Origin of the sequence: Methylocystis sp., assembly GCF_051061225.1 — a bacterium.
Taxonomy (GTDB): Bacteria; Pseudomonadota; Alphaproteobacteria; order Rhizobiales; family Beijerinckiaceae; genus Methylocystis.
Genome location: NZ_JBPFEB010000012.1, coordinates 1 through 24,725, shown reverse-complemented (window position 1 = coordinate 24,725; position 24,725 = coordinate 1). Strand labels below are relative to the sequence as shown.

The 24,725-nt window shown below is 61.9% G+C and carries 25 protein-coding genes; 10 read left to right on the top strand and 15 right to left on the bottom strand.

What is annotated here, in order from left to right; translation table 11 throughout:
- Nucleotide 1 precedes the first annotated feature (1 nt).
- The 7 genes from ACR652_RS03335 to ACR652_RS03305 all read right to left on the bottom strand — a co-directional run bounded on the left by ACR652_RS03335 (nucleotide 2) and on the right by ACR652_RS03305 (nucleotide 5,307).
- Nucleotides 2-271 carry a hypothetical protein gene (locus tag ACR652_RS03335; protein WP_434505102.1) on the bottom strand — a complete coding sequence of 90 codons (270 nt, stop codon included), beginning with the start codon at nucleotides 269-271 and terminating at the stop codon, nucleotides 2-4.
- 26 nt (nucleotides 272-297) lie between these two features.
- Nucleotides 298-1,764, bottom strand: a complete 1,467-nt coding sequence (locus ACR652_RS03330) for a hypothetical protein (protein ID WP_434505101.1) — start codon at nucleotides 1,762-1,764, stop codon at nucleotides 298-300.
- Nucleotides 1,761-2,675, bottom strand: coding sequence for a hypothetical protein (locus tag ACR652_RS03325; RefSeq protein ID WP_434505100.1), 915 nt, complete (start codon nucleotides 2,673-2,675; stop codon nucleotides 1,761-1,763). Before ACR652_RS03325 ends, ACR652_RS03330 begins: the two co-directional genes overlap by 4 nt.
- Nucleotides 2,672-3,055 carry a hypothetical protein gene (locus tag ACR652_RS03320; protein ID WP_434505099.1) on the bottom strand — a complete coding sequence of 128 codons (384 nt, stop codon included), beginning with the start codon at nucleotides 3,053-3,055 and terminating at the stop codon, nucleotides 2,672-2,674. The genes ACR652_RS03325 and ACR652_RS03320 overlap by 4 nt, the downstream gene beginning before the upstream one ends.
- A gap of 232 nt (nucleotides 3,056-3,287) precedes the next feature.
- Entirely contained in the window at nucleotides 3,288-3,512 is a 225-nt protein-coding gene (locus tag ACR652_RS03315) for a helix-turn-helix transcriptional regulator (RefSeq protein WP_434505098.1), read from the bottom strand.
- 71 nt (nucleotides 3,513-3,583) lie between these two features.
- A complete protein-coding gene (locus ACR652_RS03310) occupies nucleotides 3,584-4,105 on the bottom strand; it encodes a hypothetical protein (protein ID WP_434505097.1) in 522 nt (173 codons plus the stop codon).
- A complete protein-coding gene (locus ACR652_RS03305) occupies nucleotides 4,102-5,307 on the bottom strand; it encodes a tyrosine-type recombinase/integrase (protein WP_434505096.1) in 1,206 nt (401 codons plus the stop codon). Before ACR652_RS03305 ends, ACR652_RS03310 begins: the two co-directional genes overlap by 4 nt.
- 276 nt (nucleotides 5,308-5,583) lie before the next feature.
- Here ACR652_RS03305 and ACR652_RS03300 point away from each other — a divergent pair, with 276 nt between their 5' ends.
- Nucleotides 5,584-5,847, top strand: coding sequence for a hypothetical protein (locus ACR652_RS03300; RefSeq protein ID WP_434505095.1), 264 nt, complete (start codon nucleotides 5,584-5,586; stop codon nucleotides 5,845-5,847).
- 245 nt (nucleotides 5,848-6,092) lie between these two features.
- On the opposite strand, the gene ACR652_RS03295 is transcribed toward ACR652_RS03300, so the two are convergent.
- Nucleotides 6,093-6,473, bottom strand: coding sequence for a YidH family protein (locus ACR652_RS03295; RefSeq protein WP_434505094.1), 381 nt, complete (start codon nucleotides 6,471-6,473; stop codon nucleotides 6,093-6,095).
- 122 nt (nucleotides 6,474-6,595) lie between these two features.
- Between ACR652_RS03295 and hflK the strand changes: the two genes are divergently transcribed.
- From hflK to ACR652_RS03275, 4 genes are all read left to right on the top strand, one after another.
- Nucleotides 6,596-7,732, top strand: a complete 1,137-nt coding sequence (gene hflK / locus ACR652_RS03290; RefSeq protein ID WP_434505093.1) for an FtsH protease activity modulator HflK — start codon at nucleotides 6,596-6,598, stop codon at nucleotides 7,730-7,732.
- On the top strand, nucleotides 7,729-8,652 hold the full coding sequence (gene hflC / locus ACR652_RS03285; RefSeq protein WP_434505092.1) for a protease modulator HflC: 924 nt from the start codon (nucleotides 7,729-7,731) through the stop codon (nucleotides 8,650-8,652). Before hflK ends, hflC begins: the two co-directional genes overlap by 4 nt.
- Nucleotides 8,653-8,830: 178 nt before the next feature.
- Nucleotides 8,831-10,300 carry a DegQ family serine endoprotease gene (locus ACR652_RS03280; RefSeq protein WP_434505091.1) on the top strand — a complete coding sequence of 490 codons (1,470 nt, stop codon included), beginning with the start codon at nucleotides 8,831-8,833 and terminating at the stop codon, nucleotides 10,298-10,300.
- Nucleotides 10,301-10,341: 41 nt separating this feature from the next.
- Nucleotides 10,342-10,818 (top strand): VOC family protein, encoded by a 477-nt coding sequence (locus ACR652_RS03275; RefSeq protein WP_434505090.1) that lies wholly within the window; start codon nucleotides 10,342-10,344, stop codon nucleotides 10,816-10,818.
- Nucleotides 10,819-10,849: 31 nt separating this feature from the next.
- Here ACR652_RS03275 and ACR652_RS03270 read toward each other — a convergent pair whose 3' ends face one another.
- Nucleotides 10,850-11,764 (bottom strand): AIM24 family protein, encoded by a 915-nt coding sequence (locus ACR652_RS03270; RefSeq protein WP_434505089.1) that lies wholly within the window; start codon nucleotides 11,762-11,764, stop codon nucleotides 10,850-10,852.
- Nucleotides 11,765-11,890: 126 nt separating this feature from the next.
- Between ACR652_RS03270 and dctA the strand changes: the two genes are divergently transcribed.
- From dctA to ACR652_RS03250, 4 genes are all read left to right on the top strand, one after another.
- Nucleotides 11,891-13,192: a C4-dicarboxylate transporter DctA gene (gene dctA, locus ACR652_RS03265; protein WP_434505088.1), complete on the top strand. Its 1,302-nt coding sequence runs from the start codon at nucleotides 11,891-11,893 to the stop codon at nucleotides 13,190-13,192.
- 177 nt (nucleotides 13,193-13,369) lie between these two features.
- Entirely contained in the window at nucleotides 13,370-13,888 is a 519-nt protein-coding gene (gene ssb / locus ACR652_RS03260) for a single-stranded DNA-binding protein (RefSeq protein ID WP_434505087.1), read from the top strand.
- Between the two features lie 124 nt (nucleotides 13,889-14,012).
- The gene (locus ACR652_RS03255; RefSeq protein WP_434505086.1) at nucleotides 14,013-14,246 is read left to right on the top strand and encodes a hypothetical protein; all 234 of its coding nucleotides are present in this window, start codon (nucleotides 14,013-14,015) and stop codon (nucleotides 14,244-14,246) included.
- 102 nt (nucleotides 14,247-14,348) lie between these two features.
- Entirely contained in the window at nucleotides 14,349-15,932 is a 1,584-nt protein-coding gene (locus ACR652_RS03250) for a glucan biosynthesis protein (protein WP_434505165.1), read from the top strand.
- Here ACR652_RS03250 and ACR652_RS03245 read toward each other — a convergent pair.
- Nucleotides 15,920-17,161 (bottom strand): glycosyltransferase family 4 protein, encoded by a 1,242-nt coding sequence (locus ACR652_RS03245; RefSeq protein ID WP_434505085.1) that lies wholly within the window; start codon nucleotides 17,159-17,161, stop codon nucleotides 15,920-15,922. The genes ACR652_RS03250 and ACR652_RS03245 overlap by 13 nt on opposite strands.
- Before the next feature lie 622 nt (nucleotides 17,162-17,783).
- On the opposite strand from ACR652_RS03245, the gene ACR652_RS03240 reads away from it, so the two are divergent.
- Nucleotides 17,784-18,947 (top strand): glycosyltransferase family 2 protein, encoded by a 1,164-nt coding sequence (locus ACR652_RS03240; RefSeq protein WP_434505084.1) that lies wholly within the window; start codon nucleotides 17,784-17,786, stop codon nucleotides 18,945-18,947.
- 136 nt (nucleotides 18,948-19,083) lie between these two features.
- Here ACR652_RS03240 and ACR652_RS03235 read toward each other — a convergent pair whose 3' ends face one another.
- From ACR652_RS03235 to ACR652_RS03215, 5 genes are all read right to left on the bottom strand, one after another.
- Nucleotides 19,084-19,407 carry a helix-turn-helix transcriptional regulator gene (locus tag ACR652_RS03235; protein WP_434505083.1) on the bottom strand — a complete coding sequence of 108 codons (324 nt, stop codon included), beginning with the start codon at nucleotides 19,405-19,407 and terminating at the stop codon, nucleotides 19,084-19,086.
- A gap of 59 nt (nucleotides 19,408-19,466) precedes the next feature.
- Nucleotides 19,467-19,589, bottom strand: a complete 123-nt coding sequence (locus ACR652_RS03230; protein ID WP_434505082.1) for a hypothetical protein — start codon at nucleotides 19,587-19,589, stop codon at nucleotides 19,467-19,469.
- Nucleotides 19,590-20,530: 941 nt separating this feature from the next.
- Nucleotides 20,531-21,250: a DUF3800 domain-containing protein gene (locus ACR652_RS03225; protein ID WP_434505081.1), complete on the bottom strand. Its 720-nt coding sequence runs from the start codon at nucleotides 21,248-21,250 to the stop codon at nucleotides 20,531-20,533.
- A gap of 309 nt (nucleotides 21,251-21,559) precedes the next feature.
- Nucleotides 21,560-23,671, bottom strand: a complete 2,112-nt coding sequence (locus tag ACR652_RS03220) for a hypothetical protein (RefSeq protein ID WP_434505080.1) — start codon at nucleotides 23,669-23,671, stop codon at nucleotides 21,560-21,562.
- A 270-nt stretch (nucleotides 23,672-23,941) separates the two neighbouring features.
- Nucleotides 23,942-24,202 carry a pyocin activator PrtN family protein gene (locus tag ACR652_RS03215; protein WP_434505079.1) on the bottom strand — a complete coding sequence of 87 codons (261 nt, stop codon included), beginning with the start codon at nucleotides 24,200-24,202 and terminating at the stop codon, nucleotides 23,942-23,944.
- Nucleotides 24,203-24,725 lie beyond the last annotated feature (523 nt).

Here is a 24,725-nt window from a genome sequence, read left to right as displayed (position 1 = left end):
TCTACGCTGCCTCCTCTGGCTCCCCTGATTGAGACGAAGCGGTCATTTTCTGCGCGACCCACGCGTCCAGGGCTGCGGGACGATAGAGCACGGATGAGAGGAATTTATCGAACTGCGGGCCGCCTCCGACTGATCGCAGCTTCGCGAGCGTCGAGGGTGCGACTGTGACGCCATGGGCCGCCAGGAGATATTCGCTTGCCTCAGCCGTATGCAGCCGCACTTTCGTCAGGTGCGGCGGCAGGCGAGGCCTTTCGGGTGCTTCCGCGGTCATCTTCAGGCATTTCCTGGTTGGGCTGGTTAAAGGGTCGCCATGGGCTGCGCTGCCGCGTGGCCTTTAAAGGCCACGGGCGCGGGGGCGCTGTAGCGGCTTGCCTCGGCTGTCTCGCGTTCTGTGATCGCAGCGAAGGCCGCCGTCGCGTGTAGGCAGTCGACAAAGGACGCCCCGCGCGAAACCAGTTCCCGCCGCATCGCGCGGCGCTGCTCCTCCCAGACCGCGATCATGCGCAAGGCATTGTCGGCCGGGTCGCCATCCAAGTCGCGCGCCCGCAACATGATCAGAGCGGCCTCGTGGGCGAGCCGGATCACGAGCGCGCCATTCTCGACCCCGATGGCTTGGAGGATGTTCCTGCCGGGTATGCTCGCCGGCATGTGCGGCTGCGGCGGCAACGGCGGGCGCTGTCCAGCCGGGCCAATGATGTAGCGTGACCCCCTGCCCTTTTCCGATGAGCTGGCGGCGGGTGCCGGGCGCGCGCCGGCGGGCGCGCCAGCAACTGCGGACTTTGCGACATCCGGATCCGTGAGGAACAGGGGCGCTGGAGTCTCACTTGTCTCAAGTGTGACAGGCTCTGCTCTCTGCGGCTCCGCTCTCGAAAGTGTGACAGGTTCGGCTTGTTGCTGGCGCTGCCTCTCTCGCTGAAGTCGCTTGCGAAGGGTTGCGGGGGAGATTCCCATTGCCCGCGCCTGCTCGGCAAGGGTGTCACGCTTTGTCGCGGGTCTGTCCGCAGAGCAATTACTATCCACCCCGGACACACTCGCGACATCGGGTGTGACATGCGAGGTGGGCGCGCCTGAAGGGCGCCCACCATCGCCACCGTTGGCCGTGACATTTGAGACAGGTCTGTCCGCAGCGCTATTATTATGCACGGTGGACAGACTTGTCTCACCGTGACAGCCGGATTTCCTGAGATTGCCTATGACCTCCGACCTCTCTTTCGCAGGCAGTCGGTAGAAGCTCGCTCGGCTCATCCCGATGGCTTCCCACGGCGCAAGCTTCGTTACGCTATTAGCCTCGTATTTTTCCCGTTCAGCCATTCCCTGCTCCCGTCGCTGTTGCTCTTTGCGAACCCTATCCTTCGCCCTCCGCTCGGCCGCGCGCGCGCTCCTGCGCGCCGCGAGGTCGTCATAGGTCGACCCCATTGGCCAGATCGCCCAGACCTTCAACTCCTCCCGCAGCTCTTGCGTCATGCCCAGCGCGCGGCCGAGAGCAGCGCCATCGGCGGGAATGCGTTTCCCGATGGCCAGAGCCTCGGCGACGCCGGCCTCGGCCTCGGCGAGAATATGCGCCGGGACTTCGCCGATGGTCGTGAAGGGGGCGTTTCGGCCGTAACAGAGGGCAGTCGCGACGTTCGGCGTGATGGTGGGAACGCCGATCGCTTCATTGGTGATGCCGCGGCAGCAAGCCCGCCACGGGAAGGCAGGATCGTCGCGCAGACGGCGAGCTACCTTCTGGACGTACGCGCGGATCACGCGAGCGGGGGCGCTCATTGCGCGCCCCCGCCGAGCATTGCCGCGATCCTATCGAGGTGCGCCTTCTCGGACTCCTCCGCGACCTTCGCGACGCGCAGCGCGTTCTCCGGCAGATAGGATTCGATTTCCTCGCGCAGAATTTCCCGAAGGATATGCGCCGGCATCGCCTCCGCTTCGACCGTGCACTCCACATGCAGGGCGCGACGTTCTCCAGTCTTACGGGGCTTTTCGGGGAGGCCATAAGCCGCAATTTGCAGGCGAGTGATTCCGATGCGAGTGAAATGCAGCGGAATCGCCGGCTCTAAGTGCTGGCGAAGTTCCCGTTCGAGCGCAACGTCGATCAGGACGCCCGCGGGGTCATAGTCCCCAATGTAGAGCACGACCACCGGATCACGTGTGTCATCGGTGTATGTCGTGACGGTTCGGTTTAATTCCTGCGCGGCTTCATGGGCGAAGCTGATCGACGAAAATCCGCCGCATGGATAGAGGGACACGGCCAGCTCGCGGCAATCATCTTGGATGACGCTCGCGATCGACCGTGACTCGCACCAAACCTCAACTTTAACGCCGGCGTCTTCCCATAGATCGGCCCGATAGAGGCCGCGCATCTGGGCAATGAAATCGCCGGCACCAGAGAACGTGTTGACGAAATAGCCTCGCCTGCTCATGTCCGAGAGCCAGCTATATGGGATCGCCCCGGCGCGCCGCAGCTTCACCAGCCGAGATTGGACTTGCGCGTAGCCTTGGTCGCTCTTCTCTACTGGCTCGGGCAGGCGCGGGTCGGTCATCCGATAGAAGACGTGCCGGACGGACTGCGGATGATCCTCCCTCAAGACATCGATGATCTGCGCGTCGAGCTGTTCAATCTGGGCGCGGGTGCGCCGGCGTCGTTTATCAGGCCGGCCTGTTAAAATGGCCGCGCTGTTCATCCGGCGTCGCCTCCATCGGACTCGCCGGCTTCCCGGAACCGCTCATGCGCGACGGTTAGAAGGACCTGGAGTCTCGAGAAAAAGTCCCGGGTGATCGCCAATGCGGCAAGCAAATCCCGGAGACCATCGGGGCCGAGCGCCTTCACATAGACGCGCGACGCATCCTTCGGCTTTGTGACGGCGAGAAATGCGATCCGGATGCGGACCAAGTCCGTTTCAGAGAGCTTCGCCCATTGTGCGCTCGTGGGAGGCGTCCAACCGCCCATTGCCTCAACCAGGTAGGCGATTACGTCATCATTGCTCAGGAGGTCGTCAGCGCCGGCCGCGCCGGCTCCGGGCCCCGCCTGGGGCCGGCGGAAGGGGAGGACGTTGTCGCTCATCGACAGCCCTCCGCACTCGGGAGCCGCAAGGCCAATCCAAGGCGCACCTTCGCAAGCTGGTCGTGGCGGTGCTGGTCCAATTGCAGAGGGATCAGGCCCAGGGGAGCCAACACTTCGTGCGCTTGCAGGAAAAGAGCCGTGCGGGTAATTTCAATCCCGGAAATGCCACCAAGCTTTCCGTCGCTCACGCCGCCCCCACCCCCGGGGGCGGCTTTTCGTTTTCCGTAACGCATCATTTGGCCCCCCGGTCCCGAGAGGCGCCGCTGCGCTCGGCAATACGCGCTTCGATCCAGGCGACGACTTCTGCGCGAACGAAGGCAATCCGCTTGAAGCCAACCGGGACGGGCTGGGGAAACCTGCCCTCAGCGCGATAGCGATTGATCGCCGTGCGCGACAAGCTGGTCAGTTGGCAGGCGTCATTTAAGGAGATGAGAGTGGGAAGCTCCGTGTTCGGCATAGCCATTCCTCGATTGGTTGGAATGGTTAGCCATCATGCGCATATTCGAGAGAGCTTCTACGGCGCCTAAATCAGCCTTTTGGGCTCATTTTCTTGCGGCGAATTTGGAGGGCGAGGTCCCGGCGAAAGGTCTCATCATCATTCGGGAAGGAAATGATGGTCCCAAATTGCGGCGGTTTGGATCTCGCTCTTTTTAAGTAATTTTCAAGCGCATCCATCTGAATATTATGCCTCTTAGCAACCGCTTCGAGTAATCGTTCAGTCGACCAAAATAAGCTTCCGGCCTTCTTCAGGTGCCAGCCCTTTTTTCGAAGAAACGCCCGTGCCCGGTCATAATCGCGGCCGGCCCACCCGATCTTTGTTCTAAGATCATGACCAGAAGAACACCACAGCGCGGCCTCCGCCTGATCGGGCGCGGGCCTGCCCTTTGGCAATTTGACGGGCTTGAGACTGCCCTCGAGCCAGTCCGCGAGGGCGTCACGCGTGCGCCGAGTCAACGGATCGCCGCTGCGAAGCAACGCGACCAATTCCGAACGGTCGCCTTCGACGGCTCTCCAAACGGCAACAGGAGGGGCAATTTCGGATCGCTTCATTCGGCCGCCCTCCCGATCGAAGCCGGGCTCGAGGGAGGAGATCCGCAATAATCCGCCCACGCATCCATCAACGCACGGCGCTTTTCCAGCGCCGTGCCGCGCCTGTATGCCGCCTCCACTTTGTTCCCGATCTCATGGGCGAGCGCCGCCTCGGCGATTTCGCGCGGAAAGGCGGTGCAATCGCCTGCCCAGTCCCGAAATGAGCTGCGCATCCCGTGGAGCGTCGCCCCCTTGTCGGGCGACGCCAGCCGCAAGGCCTTTGTCATCGCCGTTTCGCTTATCGGTCGGCCCTCGACGCCGCCCCCAAAAACAAATTCGCCAGTAGCCCGCTGGCGCATAGCCTCGACGATCGCCAGCGCCCGCTCGCACAAGGGGACGACATGCTCCTTCCCGGCCTTCATTCGGCTGGCCGGGACGGTCCACGTGCGGGCCTTCACGTTGATTTCTTCGAATGTTGCGCCGCGCACCTCGCCGGAACGGGCGGCCGTGAGCGTCAAGAACTCGACGGCGCGCGCCGCGACGCCGCTAGACTCTCGCAGTGCCCCCACCATTGCCGGGACTGAGGCGTAGGCGAGCGCGGCGTGGTGCCCTCTTTCGAGCTTCCGCCGGGCGGGCATGACCTTATCCAAGAGCCCTTTCCATCGGGCCGGGTTGCCGGCCGAGCGCCATTCGTGGGCTATGGCGTAGTCAATGACGGCTTGGATGCGGGAGCGCAGCCGGTCCGCGGTCTCGGGCCGTTCGGCCCAGTGCGGCAGGATGCAGGCCTTGACGTCGCCCATGGCGATTTCAGCCACGGGTAAGTCGTGGAGCGGCTTGGCATATTCCCGCAGGGTCATTTCCCATTGGGCGCGATGCTTATCATTCTTCCACTCAGGCGCCTTGGCCGCGAGCAATTCGTCCATGCAGTGCTTGAAAGTGACCACGCGGGGCGCCTTCCGCTCCGCTGAAGGGTCCAGCCCCCGCGCCAATGTGTCGCGGATGGCCTGCGCCTTCTCCCGGGCTAGCGCCAGCGATACGGGCGCTGTGCCCTGCCCATAGCCTCCCAAGCCCAGCTCATGGCGAGCGGTCCCGCGCCTGTATATGAAGAACCATTGCCGTGAGCCGCCCTTGCGGACGCGCAGGAAGAGGCCGTCACCATCGGAATAAATTCCGGGGGTATCGAGCTTTTTGAGGTTGGACTCCGAGAGCTTATGCCGCGCCAATTTCTCTGCCCGTTGCCATAACGACCAGATTGACCATATCGTCTTTTCTGCTAACTTCAATGGGATAGTTGGCAGTATGGACGGCAAAAACGGCGGAGGGGCGGGCACCGTCTCCGCCATTTCCTCGCCAGCCCTCCAGACGAATCGCCGCCCACCCATTTTGGAGCGCATTCGCGCGCCGACCTCCATGTCCCCCACCCTGCAGGGGGCCAATCTTGCAACGCCCGGGACGCGGATTAGATAACCGCCTTCACCTGCACGCAGGAGGATAAGGCTATGGGCAAGTTGAATTTTCTGAGGGCGACCCTCATCGCGGCGGTCTTCGTTGGAGCCGGCGCGGCCGCCTCGGCGGCGCCCGTGGCCGCGACGCCGCAGGCCATCGGCGTTTCTGCGTCGCAGACCCAACTGGTCCATATGACAGAGGGCATGGAGCGCCGCGAGGCGCGGCGCACGGAGAGACGGGTCCATCGCTACGAGCGCCGGTCTGAGCGCTACGCTCACCGCGCCACGCGGCGGGCGATCCGGCACGGCTACTATTGACGCAGGCCCGGTTGGCGTTCGCCTCTGGCGAAAAAGTCGCCTGCCTCGAACGCCGCCGCCGCGGGCCGGCGCGTCGAGGCAGGTTTTCTGTTTCCTTTCGGACACCGGGCTTTATGATTGCGCCACGACGATCGGTCCAACGAGGTCTGGCGATGAATGAATTTGGAAACGGCTTTCTTCTCAACGCGCTGATCGGTTTCGCTCTCGCCCTGCTCGTTTCCTTTGCGTTCGTCTGGTACCGCTGATCAGCCGAGGGCGATGAAGGCGCTGAAGGCCGCAACGCTCATCACGAGAAACGAGAGCGTCACCAGCGTTACTCGCGTCGCCCGCGCGGTGTGCGCCCCGTCGTCCTCCAGAAGTCGCTCGGTTTGAAGAAATCGAACCGCCGACACCATGATCAGCACGACGCCCGCGCCGACGAGCACAGTCCCGCCGTAACGACCCGCCGGGCCACTCAGCCGGTGAAAGCGGCCGAGATTGGCGACGCCGGCGTCGCCCGCCACCGCCAGCAGAAAGAGATTGAACCGCTCGATGACGAATCCGAGCGCGATGACGGCGACGCCGGTCCGGACCCAGGCGAGGAACGTGCGCTCATTGGCGGCGATGTTGGTGTAGTCGCGGATCATGGGAAGACCTCCTGCCTGAGCATTTAGGTCGCGCGTCATTGCCGCCACGGCGCCGAATGCCTATAACATCGGAGGCGTGGCGAGGCCGCGCCTGAGGCCACATTCGAGAATCGCGAGACGAAATGCCCTGGAGCGATCAAGGCGGCGGGCGCAATCAGAACAATTCGCCGTGGGGACAACCGGGCGGGCCCTGGGGACAGGGCTCCGGCGGAGGACAGCCGCCCGACCTGGAAGAGCTTCTGCGCCGCAGTCAGGAAGGACTGAAACAGGTTCTGCCCGGCGGCTTCGGCGGCGGCGGCGCGGCCATTCTCGTCCTGCTGACGCTGCTGGCCTGGCTGCTTTCGGGCTTTTACACCGTCGGCCCGAATGAAATCGGCCTGAACCTCATCTTCGGCAAATATCGCGGCAAGACGCAGGCGGGTCTCAATTACAATCTTCCGGGTCCGGTCGGCGCGGTCATCAAACTCGCCGTCACGGACCGCAACGTCACCGACGTGGGATTCCGCGAGGAGGCGCCGGCGGCCGAGGGACGCCGCCGTCCGCAGAGCCCGCATCTCGGTCCGGACGCGCCGGAAGAAAGCCTGATGCTGACCGGCGATGAGAACATCGCGGACATCAAGTTCCGGGTGGTCTGGCAGATCGACCCCGCGAGGCCCGAGGATTACGCCTTCAATGTCGCCAATCCGCACACGACGGTGAAGGCCGTCGCGGAAAGCGCCATGCGCGAGATCGTCGGCCAGTCGCAAATCCAGAAGATTCTCACCGCCGACCGCAAGCTGATCGAGCCGGCCTGCCAGGCGCTGATGCAGAAGGTGCTGAACGATTATCACAGCGGCGTGCTGGTGCTTCAGGTGCTCCTGCTCTCCGTCGATCCGCCGCAGCAGGTCATCGCGGCCTTCCGCGACGTGACCGCCGCGCAGCAGGATTTGCAGCGTCTCGGCAATGAGGCGGAGGCCTACGCCAATCGCGTCGTGCCGGAGGCGCGCGGCTCGGCGGCGCGCATCCTTCAGGAGGCGGAAGCCTATCGCGAGCAGATCGTCGCCGAGGCGCGCGGTCAGGCCTCGCGCTTCGACCAGATTTACGCGGAATACAAGAATGCGCCCGCGATCACGCGCCAGCGCCTTTACATCGAAACCATGGAGCGGGTGCTCGGCGGCGCGGAGAAGGTGATCCTCGACGATCCCGCCAAGGGCGGCGCCAGCGTCGCGCCCTTCGTGCCCCTGCCCTCCTTCACCCCCTTTCACGGAGGCCAGAAGTGAAGAGCGGCCTTCTCTTCGTCTTCGCGCTGCTGGCGCTGATCGGGCTCGCCGCCCTGGGCGGCGCCCTGTTCACGGTGGAGCAAACCGAGCAGGCGCTCGTGCTCAGATTCGGTGAGCCCGTCGCCGGGCGCGGCCTGATCACCCAGCCCGGCCTGCACTTCAAAATCCCGCTGATCGAGAATGTCGTCACCTTCGACAATCGCATTCTCGACGTCGAAAGCCCCAATCTCGAAGTCCTCGCGGCCGACAACCAGCGCCTCGAGGTCGACAGCTTCATCCGCTACCGCATCGTCGACTCGCTGAAATTCTATCAGTCGGTCAACAGCGTGCTGGGCGCCAACAATCAGCTCGGTTCGGTGCTGAACTCCGCCGTTCGTCGCGTGCTGTCCGAGGCCAATCAGCAGCAGATCGTCCGGGACGAACGCGCCGCCCTGATGGCGCGGATCAAGGAACAGGCCGACGCCGAAGCGCGGCGATTCGGCGTGCAGGTGGTGGACGCCCGCATCCGTCGGGTCGACCTGCCGCAGCAGATTTCCGAAAAAGTCTTCGGCCGGATGCAGACGGAGCGTCAGCGCGAGGCGGCGGAATATCGCGCGCAGGGGTCCGAGCAGGCGCAAAAGATCACCGCCAGGGCCGATCGCGACGTGATCGTGCTCAAGGCCGAGGCGCAGCAGAAGGCCGACCAGATCAAGGGCGAGGGCGACGCCGAGCGCAACCGCATCTTCGCCGAGGCCTTCGGCAAGGACCCGGACTTCTTCGCCTTCTATCGCTCGATGCAGGCCTATGAGGCCGCCTTCAAGCCGGGCGAAACCCGCTTTCTCGTCAGTCCGCGTTCCGAGTTCTTCCGCTTCTTCTCGGCTCCGGAGTCCCACGCCCCCGACGCTCCGGCGGCGGCTCCTGCTCCGACGCAGAAGCGGTAAATGGAGACCGGCGCGCGGTCTCGCGCGCCCGGCAGGGCCGGCCGGCTTCGCATTTTCAGGCGACGTCTGCCGATCGTGCCGCAGATGATTGAATCAGCGTGACTTTTGCCAAATGCCCGCTTTCCCGCAATCCGAAAGCACGCTAAAGGTTAACGTGTCCGTCCAGGAGACAGCAGGCATGACATCCGCATTTCGTCGCGCGGCGATCGCTATCGCGGCGGTAACCTCCCTGTGGCTCGCCGGCCCGGCTTCGGCCAAGGGCCCCGATTCGCTCGCCGATCTCTCCGCGCAGGTTTCTGACGCCGTCGTGAACATCTCCGCGACGCAGACCGTCGAAACCAAGCGCAAGGGCGGCGGCGACATGCCGGGCATGGGCCCCGGCTCGCCCTTCGACGATCTGTTCGAGGAATATTTCAAGCGCCGTCAGGGTCAGGGCGCGCCCGAGCTGCCGCGCCAGCGCAAATCCTCCTCGCTCGGCTCCGGCTTCGTGATCGACCCGGCGGGCATCGTCATCACCAACAATCACGTCATCGCCGACGCGAATGAAGTGACGGTGATCTTCAACGACGGCCAGAAGCTGAAGGCCGAGATCATCGGGAAGGACCAGAAGGTCGATGTCGCCGTGCTGCGCGTCAAGCCCGAGAAGCCGCTGAAGGCGGTCAAATTCGGCGACAGCGACAAGGCGCGCGTCGGCGACTGGGTGCTCGCCGTCGGCAATCCCTTCGGCCTCGGCGGCTCAGTGACGGCCGGCATCGTCTCGGCGCGCAACCGCAACATCGACAGCGGTCCCTACGACAATTACATCCAGACGGACGCCTCGATCAACAAGGGCAATTCCGGCGGACCGCTGTTCAACATGGACGGCGAGGTGATCGGCATCAACACCGCGATTCTCTCGCCTTCCGGCGGCTCGGTGGGCATCGGCTTCGCGACTCCGTCGAACACGGTTCAGCCCGTCATCGAGCAGCTCCAGCAATTCGGCGAGACGCGCCGCGGCTGGCTCGGCGTCCGCATCCAGAATGTCGACGACGCCATCGCCGAGACGCTCAATCTGGGCGCCGTGCGCGGCGCGCTGGTCGCCGGAGTGGATGACAAGGGGCCGTCGAAGCCGGCGGGCGTGAAGGCCGGCGACGTCATTGTCAAATTCGACGGGAAGCCGATCCGCGAATCGCGCGACCTGCCCAAGCTGGTGGCGGCGACCCCGGTGGGCAAGGACGTCGAGCTGGTGATCATGCGCGGCGGCAAGGAGGAGACCAAAAAGGTCAAGCTCGGCCGTCTCGAAGACGGCGAGAAGGTCGCCTCCCGCGAAGAGGGCAAGGAGAAATCCGAGCCGACCAGCCCCGCCTCGCAAAGCGCGCTGGGCATGGAGCTCTCGCGCCTCACGGACGACCTGCGCGCCCGCTATCAGATCAAGGACAGCCTCAAGAACGGCGTGCTGATCACCTCGGTCGATCCGTCCTCCAGCGCCGCCGAAAAGCGGTTGCAGGCCGGTGAGATTTTGCTCGAGGTGAATCAGGAGCCCGTGAACGATCCCGCCGACGCCGTCAAGAAGATCAAGGCGCTGAAGGACTCTGGCAAGAAGACCGCCCTGCTGATCGTGGCGAACGGCCAGGGCGACGCGCATTTCGTCGCGCTGCCGGTGGAGTAAGGAGCTCTGCATCGGCGGCCAACCATCAGGGGAGACTGCCGATGACGAGGATCATTCCAAGCCTGTGGTACGCGGAGAAGGCTGACGAGGCCGCAGCCTTCTACGCGTCCCTGCTTCCCGACTCCTATGTCGAAACTGTCACCGGCCTGCCGGCGGACACGCCGAGCGGCCCGGCCGGGTCCGTGAAGGTCGTCTCCTTCACCCTCCTTGGACAGCCATTCATGGCCATCGCCGCCGGGCCGTTCGAAAGCTTCAACCACGCCATTTCCTTCGTCATAGAGTGCGACAGCCAGGATGAGGTGGACCGGCTCTGGGACGCGCTGTCCCAGGGCGGCCAGGTCGAGCAATGCGGTTGGCTGAAGGATCGCTACGGCCTTTCCTGGCAGATCGTGCCGAAGGCGCTTGGCGAGATGATGAAAGACCCGGACCGGGAGAGGGCCAAGCGGGTGGCCGAGGCCATGCTGAAGATGGTCAAGCTCGACGTGTCGGAACTGAAGCGCGCCTATGAGGGCGGATGACCGCCCGGACGGACGGCGGCCTGCCGTCACGTCAGGCGTCGTCGCCCGAGTTCGAGTCGCCCCAGGAGAAGGAGGCGTCGCTCGAGGAGCCGCCCGACGATGAGCCGTCGCCGCCATTGTCCCAGCTCACGCCCGCGCCGCCCTCGATCCGCGCCGGAGCGCGCGCGAGGATCTGCCCCGCGAGCCGCGAGATGGGCATGGATTGCAGCCACACATGGCCCGGGCCGACGAGGCGCGCGAAGAAGAAGCCCTCCCCGCCAAACAGCATCGACTTGATTCCGCCCACGACGTCGAAGCTGATGGTTGACGTCTGGGCGACGAGGCAGCCCGCATCCACATGAAGCTCCTGGCCGGGCGCGAGCTCGCGCTCGATCACCATGCCCCCCGCGTGGACAAAGACCCAGTCTCGACCCACGAGGCGCTGCATGATGAAGCCCTCGCCGCCGAACAGGCCGGTCATGATCTTCTTCTGGAAGGCGATGTCGATCTTCACGCCTTGCGTGGCGGCCAGGAAGGTCTCCCGCTGGCAGACCAGCTCGCCGTCATAACGGTCGAGGCGAAGCGGCAGGATTTTTCCGGGATAGGGCGCGGAAAAGGCCACCCGCGCCGGCCCGCCGCCAGCATTGGCGAATCGCGTCATGAACAGGGTGGCGCCGGAGAGGACGCGCTTGGCGCCGCCCAGAAGCTTGCCGAAAAAGCCGGTTTCCCGCGGCTCGCTGCCGTCGCCGAAAATGGTTTCCATGGACACGGCGGCGTCCTTGAACATCATCTGTCCGGCTTCAGCGATCATCGCCTCGCCGGGCCGCAGCTCCACTTCGAGGAATTGCAATTCATGGCCGAGAATCTCGAAGGCGAGCGCGCCGTCGTCCCCGGGCTGCGCGGCGGAGGCCCATGACGACACGCCGCCGCCGCCGAGGAATGAACCGCCCTGCCCGCCTGCGCTCATGCGCCCCTCCCGATGTTGCCGGGGCATGCTACCCGTCAGGCGGAGCCGTAACAATAGGCTGCGCGGAATGGACGAGGCGGCGGTCGACGTCATAAGTTCGCGCGCGAGGTTCGAGCCAGAGGCCGCATGACAAAACCCCTCCACCGCCTGCTGTATGTCCAGGTGCTCGCCGCCATCGCGCTTGGCGCGCTCTTTGGCTGGCTCGCGCCGCACGCCGCCTCGGCCGACTGGGTCAAGGCGCTGGGCGACGGCTTTGTGAAGCTCATCAAAATGGCCATTGCGCCGATCATCTTCTGCACGGTCGTTTCCGGCGTCGCGCATATCGAGGACGCGAGGAAGGTCGGCAGGGTGGGCGTCAAGGCGCTGGTCTATTTCGAAATCGTCTCGACCTTCGCCCTCGCCATCGGCCTTCTCGTCGGCAATTTCCTGAAGCCGGGCGGCGATTTCGCGGGCAAGGCGGACGCCGCCGCCATCACGAAATATACGGAAGCCGCCGCGAAGCGCAGCGGCGTCGACTTTCTTCTCGACGTCATTCCCGACAGCGCGATCGGCGCCTTCGCGAAAGGGGACATCCTTCAGGTCCTGCTGTTTTCGCTGCTCTTCGGCTTCGCGCTGCTGTCGCTGGGTGAAAAAGGGCGCGGGATGCGCCAGTTCGTCGACGACGCCGGTCACGCCATGTTCGCGCTCATCGGCATCGTGATGAAGGCCGCCCCGATCGGCGCATTTGGGGCCATGGCCTATACTGTGGGCAAATATGGCTCGGCTGCCCTGCTCTCGCTCGGGGGGCTGATCGGCGCCTTTTACCTCACCTCGGCGCTGTTCGTGGCGATCGTGCTCGGGTCGATCGCGGCGGCGGTGGGGTTCAACATCTTCCGCTATCTCGCCTTTCTGAAGGACGAGCTGCTGATCGTGCTCGGCACCTCCTCCTCCGAAAGCGCGCTGCCCGCGCTGATGGAGAAGCTCGAACGCCTCGGCTGCTCAAAATCCGTCGTCGGCCTCGTGGTGCCGACCGGCTACTCGTTCAATCTCGACGGCACCAACATTTACATGACGCTGACCACGCTGTTCATCGCCCGCGCCATGGGCTCCGAGCTGGATCTCGCCCATCAGGCGACGATCCTCGTGGTCGCCATGCTGACGTCGAAGGGCGCGAGCGGCGTGTCCGGGGCAGGCTTCATCACATTGGCGGCCACGCTCACCGCCGTCGATCCGGCGCTGGCGCCGGGCATGTCCTTTGTGCTCGGCATCGACAAATTCATGAGTGAGTGCCGGGCGCTGACCAATTTCATCGGCAATGGCGTCGCAACCATCGTCGTCTCCGCCTGGGAGGGCGAGCTCGACCGGGAGAAGCTGCGGGCGGGGTTGTCGTCGGAAATGCCCGCGCCCGAGACGGAGGCGACGGCGGGGGCGTCTGTCGAGCAATCATAAGCTTTCCTGATCCCGGTCGCCTCCAGCGATGCTTGCGCCGCTCACAGGCGAGTGCTAGAACAAAAAAAGAACGATGATGCGCCGAGACGCGCATCATCTGTGGACAAGCCGGATCGGGCGCGTCAGTTGCCGCGTTGATGGCGTTAGAGTGCCGCGCGTCAGCAAGTGGAGAGAGAGATGGCGGGTAGCGTCAACAAGGTCATTCTGGTCGGCAATCTGGGCCGCGATCCGGAAGTGCGGACCTTCCCTTCGGGCGACCGCGTGGTCTCCTTCTCGCTGGCGACGACCGAATCCTGGCGCGACAAGAGCACCGGCGAGCGCAAGGATCGCACCGAGTGGCACAATGTCCAGATCTTCAACGAGAATCTCGGCAAAATCGCGGAGCAGTATTGCCGCAAGGGGTCCAAGATCTACATCGAGGGCCAGCTCCAGACCCGTGAATACACCGACAAGGACGGCAATCAGCGCAAGGTCACCGAGGTCGTCGTGCCGCGTTTTCGCGGGGAGATGACGCTGCTCGACAGCAAGGGCGGCGGCGGCGGCGCCGGCGATTACGAGGGCGGCGGCTATGGCCAGGGCGGCGGCTCTTTCGGCCGCTCCTCGCCGATGGAGCGCGCCCCGGCCGAACGGCGCCCGGCCCCGGCGGCGGGCGGCGGGCGCCTCTCCGATCAGCTCGACGACGACATTCCGTTCTGATCTTTCCGAGCGAGAGCGACGCGTTTTCCCGGCCGCTCTTGCCTTGCGGCGCCCGTTGCGTTAGCAGACCAGAGCGAGACGCGGCCTGCCCGCGTCACCGAGAGAAGCTCGAGAGCCCCGCCATATGAGCCAGAAGCCCATCAACCTCGCCCATCTGTCCACGCTGATCGCCGTCGCGATCCTCGTCGGGACCGAGCTTGTCGGCGCGTCATGGGCGGCCGGTTGGGCGCTCGGGGGCCTTTTCCAGCTCGACCCGATGATTAGCCGCGCGATGGAAGTCATCTTCTCGCTGCTTGGCTTCGTCGGCCTCTATTTCTTCATGAAGACCGCCGTACGCAACGAGCCGATCCGCGGCTGAGCCGGACGGTCTCCCGCTCCCAGGCGCATGTGCGAGCTCAAGGCCACGAACGCGCCCGATTGCGTGGTGACGCCCTGGCGTCTTTCAACAGGTGATTTCGGGATGATCGAGAAGCAGGACCGCCGTTCCTTCCTCAAAACCGCCGCGGCGACCGGCGCTCTCGGCGCCGCTGGAGCGCCAGCCAAGGCCGCGCCGACGCGCGTCTCGAACGTCAAGCTGGGCGATCCGGCGCCATTCTCCTTCGAGGCGCTGAAGAAGGAGGCGCAGCGGCTCGTTGCCGAACCCTATCGCGCGCCGAATATTCCGTCGCCGGAGATCACCTCGCAGATCGACTATGAGAAGTGGGGCCAGATCACCTACAACACCGACCACGCGCTCTACGCCGATACGAAAGAGCGGTTCCCGCTCGAGTTCTTCCATCTCGGCATGTTCTTCCGCAAAGCCGTGCGCATCCATGTCGTCGAAAACGGCGAGGCGCGCGAAATCCTCTACGACACGAGCTATTTCAACATGCCGGCCGACTCCGTCGCCCGCCAGCTCCCGGCCGGGGCCGGTTTTGCGGGATTCCGGATTCAGGAAGCCAAGGACGGCTCGCTCGACTGGAAGAAGAACGACTGGGTGGCCTTCCTCGGCGCCTCCTATTTCCGCGCGATCGGCGAATTGCGCCAATACGGTCTCTCCGCGCGCGGCGTCGCGCTTGACACCTGGCAGGCGGGCGCGCCCGAGGAATTCCCCGACTTCACGCATATTTATGTCGGGCCGGAGACGCAGGACGGCGTCGTGCTGCATGCGCTGCTCGAAGGCCCGTCCATCGTCGGGGCGTATAAATTCCTGATGACGCGCGGCAAGGGCGTCGTGATGGACATCGACTGCGCGCTTTATCTGCGCGGCAAATTCACCCGCTTCGGCATTGCGCCGCTGACCTCGATGTACTGGTTCTCGGAGACCGTGAAGCCGACCGCGATCGACTGGCGCCCGGAGGTTCACGACTCCGATGGTCTCAGCATGTGGACGGGAACGGGCGAACGCCTGTGGCGACCGCTGAACAATCCCCCGCGCGTCATGGCGTCCGCCTTTGGCGACACCAGTCCGAAGGGCTTCGGCCTGATGCAGCGCGACCGCAACTTCGACCATTATCAGGACGGCGTCTTCTACGACCGCCGCCCGAGCGTGTGGGTCGAGCCCAAAGGCGACTGGGGCAAGGGCGCGATCCATTTGATCGAGATCCCGACGGACGACGAAATCCACGACAACATCGTCGCCATGTGGGTTCCCGAGAAGCCGGCCATTCCCGGCGCCTCGTTCGAACTCTCCTACCGCCTGCACTGGCTGGCCGACGAACCCTACCCCACGCCGCTCGCGCGTTGCGTGGCGACGCGCATGGGCAATGGCGGGCAGCCTGGCAAGCCCCGTCCGAAGGGCGTGCGGAAATTCATGGTGGAGTTTCTCGGCGAACCGCTGGCGAAACTGCCCTTCGGCGTCAAGCCCGAGCCCGTCCTCTGGGCCTCGCGCGGAACCTTCTCCTATATTTACACCGAGGCGGTTTTCGACGGCGTGCCGGGCCATTGGCGCGCGCAGTTTGATCTCACCGTCGACGGGCGCGACCCGGTCGAGATGCGCCTATATCTCAAGAACGGCGACACGATCCTGTCAGAGAACTGGCTCTATCAGTATCACCCGTTCTGAGCCCATCGGCGTCGCGCCGGTTCGTGGAAGGCTTGCGTCATCTGGAAATCGCGGTTGCGCGCCATGTCCAGGAGCTGCGTCGCGGAGTCTCGCCAGCTGACCGGCGTGAGCGCCGGCGCGCGCAGCTTTTCCTCGAATGCGGCCCGTATCGCGCGGGAGAGACTGTCGCTGTCCAATAAGCGAAAATAGCGCGCGCTGTCGCCCGCCGCCTCGCGAAAGACCGGTATGTCGGTGGCGATGACCGGCGTGCGATAGTGAGCGGCCTCGACAATTGGCAGGCCAAACCCTTCCGCGAAGGAGGCCAGAATCATCGCCCTGGCGTTCCGGTACAGGAGGGTGAGATCAGCGTCGCTCGCATTGCTCAGCCAGAACAGCCGCCGGTCGAGTTCGACATGCCGTTCGATGCGCCGCTCGAACTGGCTCATGCCCCAGCCTTTGCTGCCCACAATGACATAGGCGGCGTCGACGCCCTCCGCCCACAATGTCTCCATTGCATCGAGAACGACCGGATAGCCCTTGCGCGGCTCGATCGTGCCGACGCCAAGGAAGTAGGGCTTGCCTCCATAGGCGATCCGATCCGCGAGAGGCGACGCGTCTCCCCCGCCGTCGCAGGAAAAATCATCCCCGAGCCGCCACCAGCCGATGGGCAGCGTCGGGGTCGAGGGGCCGCCGTCGGCGAGATAATTCCTCAAGCTTTCCGCGGTGCTTTGGGAATTGGCGATGACGCCATCGCTCTTCAGGACGACTTCAGAGACCCATCTCGCAAAACGCTCCACCAATTCGGGCGGGAACGCATCCGGATAGGTGATCGGCAGAATGTCGTGGAGGCAAACGATCAGGGAAGCGCCCCTGCGTCTCATCTCGTCGAGGAGGGGCAGATATTCGTCCAGATGGTTCCATACGGTGTCGAGCATCAGGAAGATATCGCCGGCCTCGATCTCCAGCGTCTCGGCGAAGCCCGGCGCCCAGTAACAGGCCCGCACCTCTCCGTCGTGGATCGCCACGGGAATCCCCTCTCCCATCATCCAGCCATTGCGCGCGATCTCCCGAACGACGCGCTGGATGCCCGTGTTTTTTCCGGACCGCAGCGTGCCCGTCATGTCCAGGAGCAGGCGCGGCCGACGGACAGGCAGATTTTCCGGAACGAGGCGCTCGGGGGCCCAGACTGGCTGCGGCTCGCCGGCGCCTGCCTCTCCAAGCGTCGCGGCGACCGCGTCAGACGGCGACAATCTCGCCATTCCATTCCTGAGCAAGCGCGAAACCGTCCAATACAGCTCCATGCAACGCAAGCGGAGAAAGCTCTCGATGGCGCCTGGCTCTCTCCAGGCCGGCGAGACCTGAATCCTCCCGCGTCCAGCTCACGCCTCGCGATGCCGCGCAGATACGCGCGAATCTCGAGTTCCGCGCCGGACGAAAGAAGCTCTTCGCTCAATGGGACGTGCTTTCCTGGGCATTTTCCAGCGCCCGGAATTTACTACGGCCACGCTTAAACTTGAAGAAAAAATTAATTATAAACAGCTGAATGCAAACGAATAAGTGTATTTCAAAACTTGGACTTGACTTTGCACGTCATGCGTGTGCCGGCGAGGTTCGTCGCCGCCTGCGCCGGGAACGAATTATCGTTGGTCATGGACTTCGCTTTTCTGCAGCCACTTGCTATGACTAGCCGTGGTTGGCGGCGGCCGATTGCCCGCAGGGCCGCGCAAATGATCCCTCGGGGCCAATCGGAGGGACGCCAGCGCGTCTGTGGAAAACCGGAAATGGTAGAGCATTTTTCCTAGCCTGCTGGAGCCCCGCGCAACGACCGGCGACATTTTTTGAATGGCAAACGAACGACCCTGCGAAATCAGAATGCTCCGGCATGCGCCGGCGCGGCCCGTGACGGCTTTCTTTCGTTTCTTCAATGCTGAAGGCAAATGCGTCGTCGCGTTCCCGTTCCGCCTGGCGGATCGGGTGACCTATTTCAATGAAGTCATGATGGACCCGGCGCTGACCGTCCAGGTCGACTGCGGGGAGCCTGACGCCCGCATATCCGTGCGCGTTCGGCCCTGCGATTGGCGCTACAACTGCCGGCGGGAAATTTCATATGTCCTCGACAGGCTGCTCAGGAAGCCGTCCGCTCCGGCCCCTGATCCCGCCCGGATCGCAGCTTTCGAAGCCACGGGCGTGGCGACGTCCTCCGCGACGCCCCTCGTCAGCATCGTGATCCCCACGCGCGACCGCGCGGCTCTTCTCGCGTGCGCCGTGGAAACGCTGTTCGAGACATCGGATTGGCCGCTCAAGGAACTCGTGATCGTCGACAATGGCTCTGTCGAGCCGGAGACGTTTGCCCTCTTCGAGAGGCTGCGCGGTCATCCCGACGTGACCATCCTGCGCCAGGACGAGCCGTTCAACTTCGCCCGCCTCATCAATGCGGGCGCGCGTGCGGCGCGGGGGGAAGTGCTGGCGCTGGTCAACAATGACGTGGAGGCGCGGTCCCCCGACTGGCTTTCGCCGCTCGTCCGCCTGGCGATCGACCCGCGCGTCGGCGTTGTCGGCGCCAAGCTCCTGTACGAAAACGGCCTGGTGCAGCATGCGGGCATCGTGCTCGGGATACGCGGCCTCACCGGCCACGCTGGCAGCGGCCGCGCGGCGGATGATCCCGGCCCCTACGCCATGTTGACCACCACGCGGCGCGTTTCCGCCGTCACCGGCGCCTGCCTGCTGACGCGCCGGCAAGTGTTCGAGGAACTTGGCGGGTTCAACGAAGACTTCGTGATCGAATACAACGACGTCGACTACTGCCTGCGCGCCGGCGCGGCGGGCTATGCGGTGGTGTGCGCGGCTGCGCCGGCGCTGCTTCACAAGGAGGGCTCGACCCGGCAGGCGCGCCCTCTGCGCGAGCAGGAAGTGCTCGACCGCAGCCTCTTCATGCAGCGCTGGGGCCATGCCCTCATCAACGATCCCTATTATCCCCCGGAGCTGACGCTGCGCGACGAGTCGCTCGACACAGAGGCGGCCCGGCATGCTGGGTAGGCTCTCCCCCGAGGCGATCGATGCTGCCGGAGGAAGTCAAATCGCTCGACCAGGCGCTGGACGCGCGCCCACGGCCTGATCCGAAAGCAGCTTAGTCGGCGAGCCACACCGGTCAGCAATCACCCCAGCGCTCGGTTCACTCCGGGCGCGGGGCTGTTTTCGTTTCAGGAGGCGGCGATGGCGTATGATCTATAGGGTCCAGCCCTAAAATCATTTGAGCAAGTCTCAACGCGGCGCGGCGGACGGGGGCGGGAGCCAGCATCGGATTACCGCGCTCGATAGCGATATCAAGCGCCGCGCGCTCTGCCGCGCGCATATGGATGTCTCGGACAGCCGCACGTTCGCCTTCGAGGTCCTGATAGGTCCGTGGTGCTACGCCCATCCGCTCAGCCATTTGAGCCTGCGTGAGGCCAAGCGATTTGCGGAGATCGATCAGCTCCGCTGTTGAATTTTCACCCATGGTCGCTAGCCAACCTGGAGTTCGATTTTGAGCGTCATGCTCATCGTCTTACTCCGTCGTCAGGCGAAATTGCTGACAGCATCTTTATACGCGGAAACCATGTCTTGGTTAATAGCCAAGGCACTGTTTTCATGGGGGGTGGCCTGAGAGCCGCGCTCGGTCCAGCCCTCGACGCAGGCCATTCCTGGAGTCGCTTACGCCTCCCGAAAAGGGGGGCCCTCCTGAAAATCGGAGGTGTGCGTTCAGATGGCTAAGCTAACCTTCGCCTGCCTAGAGATGGCGCGTCTTTTCAATGATTTGACAGGAGGTTGGGTATGGCGAGAGTTCGACTTCTGAAGGGGACCGGGAGAGCCCGGCAACTCGGCCCGCGAGACCATGCAATCCTCAAACTATGGTCCGCTCTCACCCACATCGACGACAGTTACGCCAGAACTCTGGTCAGATCGGCAATGACGCATCTTGCGGAGGTTCGCTCCTAAGTGACGGCCCGGAGGGGTCGCGATCATCGTGGCTCCTCCGCGGCCAATCTTTCGCATGGCCTCGACTCCCTCCAAATCATACGCCATGGGGTCTGGCTTCTACGTCAACTCGCGTAGAATGGCGGAAATGGCCGCTGCGGCCGGGAACACGACGTTGAAAAGGCGCCATGCAAGCTGCTGAAAAAAGGAAAACGCTAACTGGCGACGACATCCGCTTTTCCGTCGCCCCGATGCTCGATTGGATCGACGAAAATAAGACAAGGCATAGAATCAACGGGTTGGAAAACAGGAAAAGGACGATTGCGTAGAAAATGGCGTAGCAGCACTCTCCCATTTGTCTTCAAGCCACAGCGCAAGGTAGTCGAGACGATTGCCGAACGTGTCACCCTGCGGCGGCGGTTCCTAGCCGACCCAGCAGCCACAGGAACACTTATGGTCTTCGCCGGAAGCATCGCCGCGGCCTGAGCAGCCCGCCGAGGCTACATCGACGCGATGTATAGCCGCCAATCCTCCGCTCCTCAGAAATCAGATCGCAATCCGAGTCGGCCGCACGTTGATAGAAGCGCCAAGCTCCTTGGAAATGTAAATCGGAGTGTTGAAGCAGCCGCTTGGGCTTTTCCGGCCATCCTGAGCGGCGGTCGTAATCAGACGTACAATGAAGGTCGCGGCGGCCAAATCTTGTATCGATCGGGCACGAGCAATTTCGTTCTTCTCACAAAATTTGTGAACTGGGTGCGCGTCGCACTTTTTGACTTATCGTACAAAGCGCACATTTGCTGCGCATAGATATAAACATCCGCAAGTTGCAGCATTCGACTCTGGTGAGAGTGTGTAAAACGAACCGTATCACTCAACCGATCTATGGTCTGCTCAAATTGGAACTCCCTCCCGTCTTCGTGATCCCTCGACAGCTCACGAATTGAAGCACTGACCGAAAATCGTTTATCGGCGCCAACAAGCATCCCGATGGCGCTGAGATGACGAAGCTGTCCCTCCACCTGTTCAACAAAAAACATGAACGCCTTGTGCTCTGGGTCAGAGGCGAGCATGCGTGCTGGCTCAAGCCGAATGACAACCTTATAAATCTCGTCGGGCCGATCGATGATTTTTATCAGCCTTTGAAGCACTTCGATGCGTTTGATTGGATCCCAACCTTTGAAGTTGCATTTACCATGGAAAATATCCTTAGCGCGAAACTCTGTGTTAGCTTCGAGAAGCGCTGTGCCATAGCATTCCTTCGAAAGCTCGTTCACTTGTATCTCAAGCGCTGCGACCAAACGTGCATCAACCATAATGCCGCCTAGCCAATAGTATGGCTGTACGCCCTTTTGATATTTCACTTCATCGAAGTACGTAATATACATCGTGCTCCGTTCGCGCGCCTCGTCCTCATTCGCCTAAGGCGGTTGCGTGGATTATTTTGGCAGCGTCCACAAGAAGCGACATGGCTGCTTTGCAGGCTCCCCGCAATTGTAATGTTGTAAAGAGAGCTGCCAGCTTGCGTGTCAGCTATTCGCCTGAACGCAACATTGATTTGATCTGCAGGCGAACGCCCGCATCAATTCCTGCGCGCCGCCTTGACGACGGCGCGCAGGCTTCGTTTCGATTCGAGCCCCCGAAATCCCGGGACCTCCAACGCCGCCGTCAAGACTAATAAGTGAAAGCTAAGCCCCTTAGTAAGGCCACGCTCCTTGGCTGCAAAGCTTGTCATTCGGATTGAGAACGTTCCGAGAAATCTTCGGGCCGTCTGTTATGACAAAGTAATGCTTCGAAGCATGGGCGCTGAGCGGTTCCAACACCTGGAAGGCTTTGATGCCGGCCGTAGCGGTTAGATAACAGCACCACTCATGACTCGAAGGTGAATACGGCGCACCAGCGTCGTTGCCTGTGCAGGCGATCGGCTTGGCGGTATCTGGCGTCCAAATTTGCTTTGCCGGGTCGGTCGCTTCGACAAAAGTGCTAGGGTCAGCGACGACTTTGAAAGTATAACGTTGTGCAGGGTTTTTGTCATCTTCGAAGAAGACCGGGCATTTTCCGGGATCGTTCGCATTGATGACAAAGCTGTTGAAAAATGAACGAGTCGGTTTCCAATGCTGGTCGTTGCACACGGAGTATTTGGTGAAGACGACGTTTCCGGTGTTGAGGCCGTAATTGATAGTGATTGGTTCGGATGCTGGCAGCTCGTTCTCCAAATGCACTGTGCTACCAACATCAATTATGATGCCTTGCCCTTCCGCTTGGACATTGCCAACCGCGTCGTCCACCGAATAGGCGTAAGCATTTTTTATGTTCATGTAGTCCGCACCGTGAACGAACGACACGTACGGATTGAAGACATATTTTTGGTTAGGCAGGAATCCGTAATTCAGTCGGTCATATTGATCTTTGACCACGGCGTATTTTTGATAAAAGTTCTCTTTGTACCCAGGCGTGTCTTGAAGGAGATTTATGTTGGACGGGCAACCATTTTCAGTAAACGGCGCCCAGCCATAGACGTGCGATACGAGCAGCTGATCAGAAAGCGCTATTGGCGTGCCATTGCCACATGGTTTGTTCGGACCAAAAAGTTTCTTGTACTCGTCATAATTGGCTAGCATGAGAGTCTTGACGCTGATAATCGCGTCGCAGAACTGCTTTCCATCTCCGGCTGTACATTGACCAGGGGACTTGAAATCGCCGGCCCAGGTTGTCCAATTCGTATAAAGCGCTCTGATCGGGGCCCAAAGACTTTCGGGCTTCGGCCACTTACTGGGATCGCCGCCGTGGTTTTTATCGGGCAACGGCTCCAAATCCGGAGGCGGCAAAATATCGGGCCGAATTTTCGCGAAGATTTCCAAGGGTGATGGGACCTTATTAATCGCGACTTTCTGGTCGTTGACGAACCGCGGCCAACCCGCAAAATCCTTCAACCATTTGTCCCGTTTACCCTCAAACGCGGCAACCCCGTCTGGCGTGCCAACATATCCGACTTGGTTATTTTTATAAGGGCCCATGGCTGCTGGGCCGAATACGTAATTAACGTAGCTGACGTCGAAATCGACGTTCTCCAGGTCCAAATCATTTGGCCGATCACCGTCCTTACACTTATTGAAGATTTCACACAGTTCGACGCGAGCGCCTAAAGTGAATTCAATCAATTGCGCGGGACGGTTCTTGGGAATATCAATTGTATCCCAAACAAATTTCAGACGCTGGCAACCGGTGCTGCACGAAGGAAACACTTTGACGGGAGCGTCGCTGTTCAATGGGTTTTTGGTATTTCTTAGGAGATCCGCTACTAAAACGGCAGGGGGAACTGCTGAGTTGCTATAGAACATCTGGATTGTCGCGCCGTTCCACCAGTCCGCGTACTGGTTATCCGCTGCGGGGCTGGGGTTTGCGACGAGTTGAGTGTAAAGAGGAATTTGCAACTCGACGCTCTTTTTCGGTGCAATTCCCAGAGGAAGTAGCCCCGATTGGTCAGTCAAATAAAATCTAAAGCTATGGCTGCTCTTATAGTCAAAGTTTCCGGAAAGGATTTGCGCCTTTGTATTCTTAAACCATGTCTGTAGCCAGATATCCCCTCTTTCCTTTGTAAGTGTGTGCTGGCCAGTGGTGTAAACAGGAAACACATAATGATCCGGGTCATCGTTATAAATTTTAATCGTCATGGTCGGGATATTGGACGCCTGCGGGGCGGGTGGACGAAGGCGCCCCAGGATTGCATTATAATCTGGCACCTGCGCGTGGGCTGTGCTTATAGCGATAAGGCTTGAAACTAGTGGCAAGCCGTAGGCGATTTTCATGTTACCCCCCAGCGAAAGAAACTTGAAACAGACCGGCAATCACTGGCCATGTTATAGCCATATAGCCGCCGCAGAATGCCCTTCGGCTGGGGCTCTGACAAGCTAGACCGCCTCGCTTAAAAACGTTTCAAGATGTAGCGATTAGTTACAATCGGCATATCGCCGTCATTACAGCCAGCAAACTGATGTCGGTTTCGCCAGGTTAAGCTAACCCGCCTTCCACCCGGGCAGAGATTGTCAGTGCGCATAGGATGCCCGACGAAAACGCGGTCACCCCACCAGCTGCTGCAATTCCTTCCGCGCGTCCTCACGGCGCGCATCCAGATAATCTGCGAGGTCGACCAGGTGGACACCCTTTGCGGCCTTCTGACTACCCTCCATGCGAACCATCGGTAACCTGATCTCGCCCAGAGCTATTTTGCGCGCGAGCTTATCAGGGGTCAGATGCGAGAAATAGTCACGGCATACCTTATGAAGCGGAATGACCGCGGCGCCGTCATACTGAGCCATAAGAAGGAAACGCGTGTTCATCAGCCATCCGCTCCATCACGCCGAAACCAACCACAAAAACCACTGAATTGCTGCCACGGGCCGCGCATCCTTTTTTTACGCTTTACGTAGCGCGTAATTTACCATTTCACCCATACCACTGCGCTGCGATGGCCTGCTTGAATTCAAAAGGGAATCTCGTCATCGAGTTGGTTGGAGAGCCGCTGGGGCGCTGGCTTGTCGCCCATCGCCATGCGTGGGTCGTCATAGCGCTTGGGTTGCTGTGCCGATCCCCGAGACGTCTCAGACCCGTAGCTACCCTCTTCCGGAACGGGCCGCGCTCCGACGGCGTCCAACAGGCAGAGCTCGCCCCGAAACTGTTTCAACACGACTTCGGTTACCTTACGCGCGTGTCCATCCCGATCGGTGTTGATTTCCGCTGAGAGTTGACCCGGGATTTTCACTGAGAAGTGACCCTGGTTGATTTATGTTTTCATGCCTGGTCCGTGGTCAAGAGCTTTGCTTTCTCCTTTCTTCCTTTTGTCGTGGCGGCGCTCGCTTTGAA

Excerpts from the sequence above, each read along its gene's own strand:
- ACR652_RS03295 (WP_434505094.1), bottom strand. The coding sequence starts at position 6,473 with ATGATCCGCGACTACACCAACATCGCCGCCAATGAGCGCACGTTCCTC.
- ACR652_RS03280 (WP_434505091.1), top strand. The coding sequence starts at position 8,831 with ATGACATCCGCATTTCGTCGCGCGGCGATCGCTATCGCGGCGGTAACC.
- dctA (WP_434505088.1), top strand. The coding sequence starts at position 11,891 with ATGACAAAACCCCTCCACCGCCTGCTGTATGTCCAGGTGCTCGCCGCC.
- ACR652_RS03230 (WP_434505082.1), bottom strand. The coding sequence starts at position 19,589 with ATGGCCTGCGTCGAGGGCTGGACCGAGCGCGGCTCTCAGGCCACCCCC.
- ACR652_RS03330 (WP_434505101.1), bottom strand. The coding sequence starts at position 1,764 with ATGAGCGCCCCCGCTCGCGTGATCCGCGCGTACGTCCAGAAGGTAGCT.
- ACR652_RS03275 (WP_434505090.1), top strand. The coding sequence starts at position 10,342 with ATGACGAGGATCATTCCAAGCCTGTGGTACGCGGAGAAGGCTGACGAG.
- ACR652_RS03310 (WP_434505097.1), bottom strand. The coding sequence starts at position 4,105 with ATGAAGCGATCCGAAATTGCCCCTCCTGTTGCCGTTTGGAGAGCCGTC.
- ACR652_RS03315 (WP_434505098.1), bottom strand. The coding sequence starts at position 3,512 with ATGCCGAACACGGAGCTTCCCACTCTCATCTCCTTAAATGACGCCTGC.
- hflK (WP_434505093.1), top strand. The coding sequence starts at position 6,596 with ATGCCCTGGAGCGATCAAGGCGGCGGGCGCAATCAGAACAATTCGCCG.
- ACR652_RS03255 (WP_434505086.1), top strand. The coding sequence starts at position 14,013 with ATGAGCCAGAAGCCCATCAACCTCGCCCATCTGTCCACGCTGATCGCC.
- ACR652_RS03320 (WP_434505099.1), bottom strand. The coding sequence starts at position 3,055 with ATGAGCGACAACGTCCTCCCCTTCCGCCGGCCCCAGGCGGGGCCCGGA.
- ACR652_RS03225 (WP_434505081.1), bottom strand. The coding sequence starts at position 21,250 with ATGTATATTACGTACTTCGATGAAGTGAAATATCAAAAGGGCGTACAG.
- ACR652_RS03240 (WP_434505084.1), top strand. The coding sequence starts at position 17,784 with ATGCTCCGGCATGCGCCGGCGCGGCCCGTGACGGCTTTCTTTCGTTTC.
- ACR652_RS03335 (WP_434505102.1), bottom strand. The coding sequence starts at position 271 with ATGACCGCGGAAGCACCCGAAAGGCCTCGCCTGCCGCCGCACCTGACG.
- ACR652_RS03325 (WP_434505100.1), bottom strand. The coding sequence starts at position 2,675 with ATGAACAGCGCGGCCATTTTAACAGGCCGGCCTGATAAACGACGCCGG.
- ACR652_RS03270 (WP_434505089.1), bottom strand. The coding sequence starts at position 11,764 with ATGAGCGCAGGCGGGCAGGGCGGTTCATTCCTCGGCGGCGGCGGCGTG.
- ssb (WP_434505087.1), top strand. The coding sequence starts at position 13,370 with ATGGCGGGTAGCGTCAACAAGGTCATTCTGGTCGGCAATCTGGGCCGC.
- ACR652_RS03220 (WP_434505080.1), bottom strand. The coding sequence starts at position 23,671 with ATGAAAATCGCCTACGGCTTGCCACTAGTTTCAAGCCTTATCGCTATA.
- ACR652_RS03235 (WP_434505083.1), bottom strand. The coding sequence starts at position 19,407 with ATGGGTGAAAATTCAACAGCGGAGCTGATCGATCTCCGCAAATCGCTT.
- ACR652_RS03215 (WP_434505079.1), bottom strand. The coding sequence starts at position 24,202 with ATGAACACGCGTTTCCTTCTTATGGCTCAGTATGACGGCGCCGCGGTC.
- ACR652_RS03300 (WP_434505095.1), top strand. The coding sequence starts at position 5,584 with ATGGGCAAGTTGAATTTTCTGAGGGCGACCCTCATCGCGGCGGTCTTC.
- ACR652_RS03250 (WP_434505165.1), top strand. The coding sequence starts at position 14,349 with ATGATCGAGAAGCAGGACCGCCGTTCCTTCCTCAAAACCGCCGCGGCG.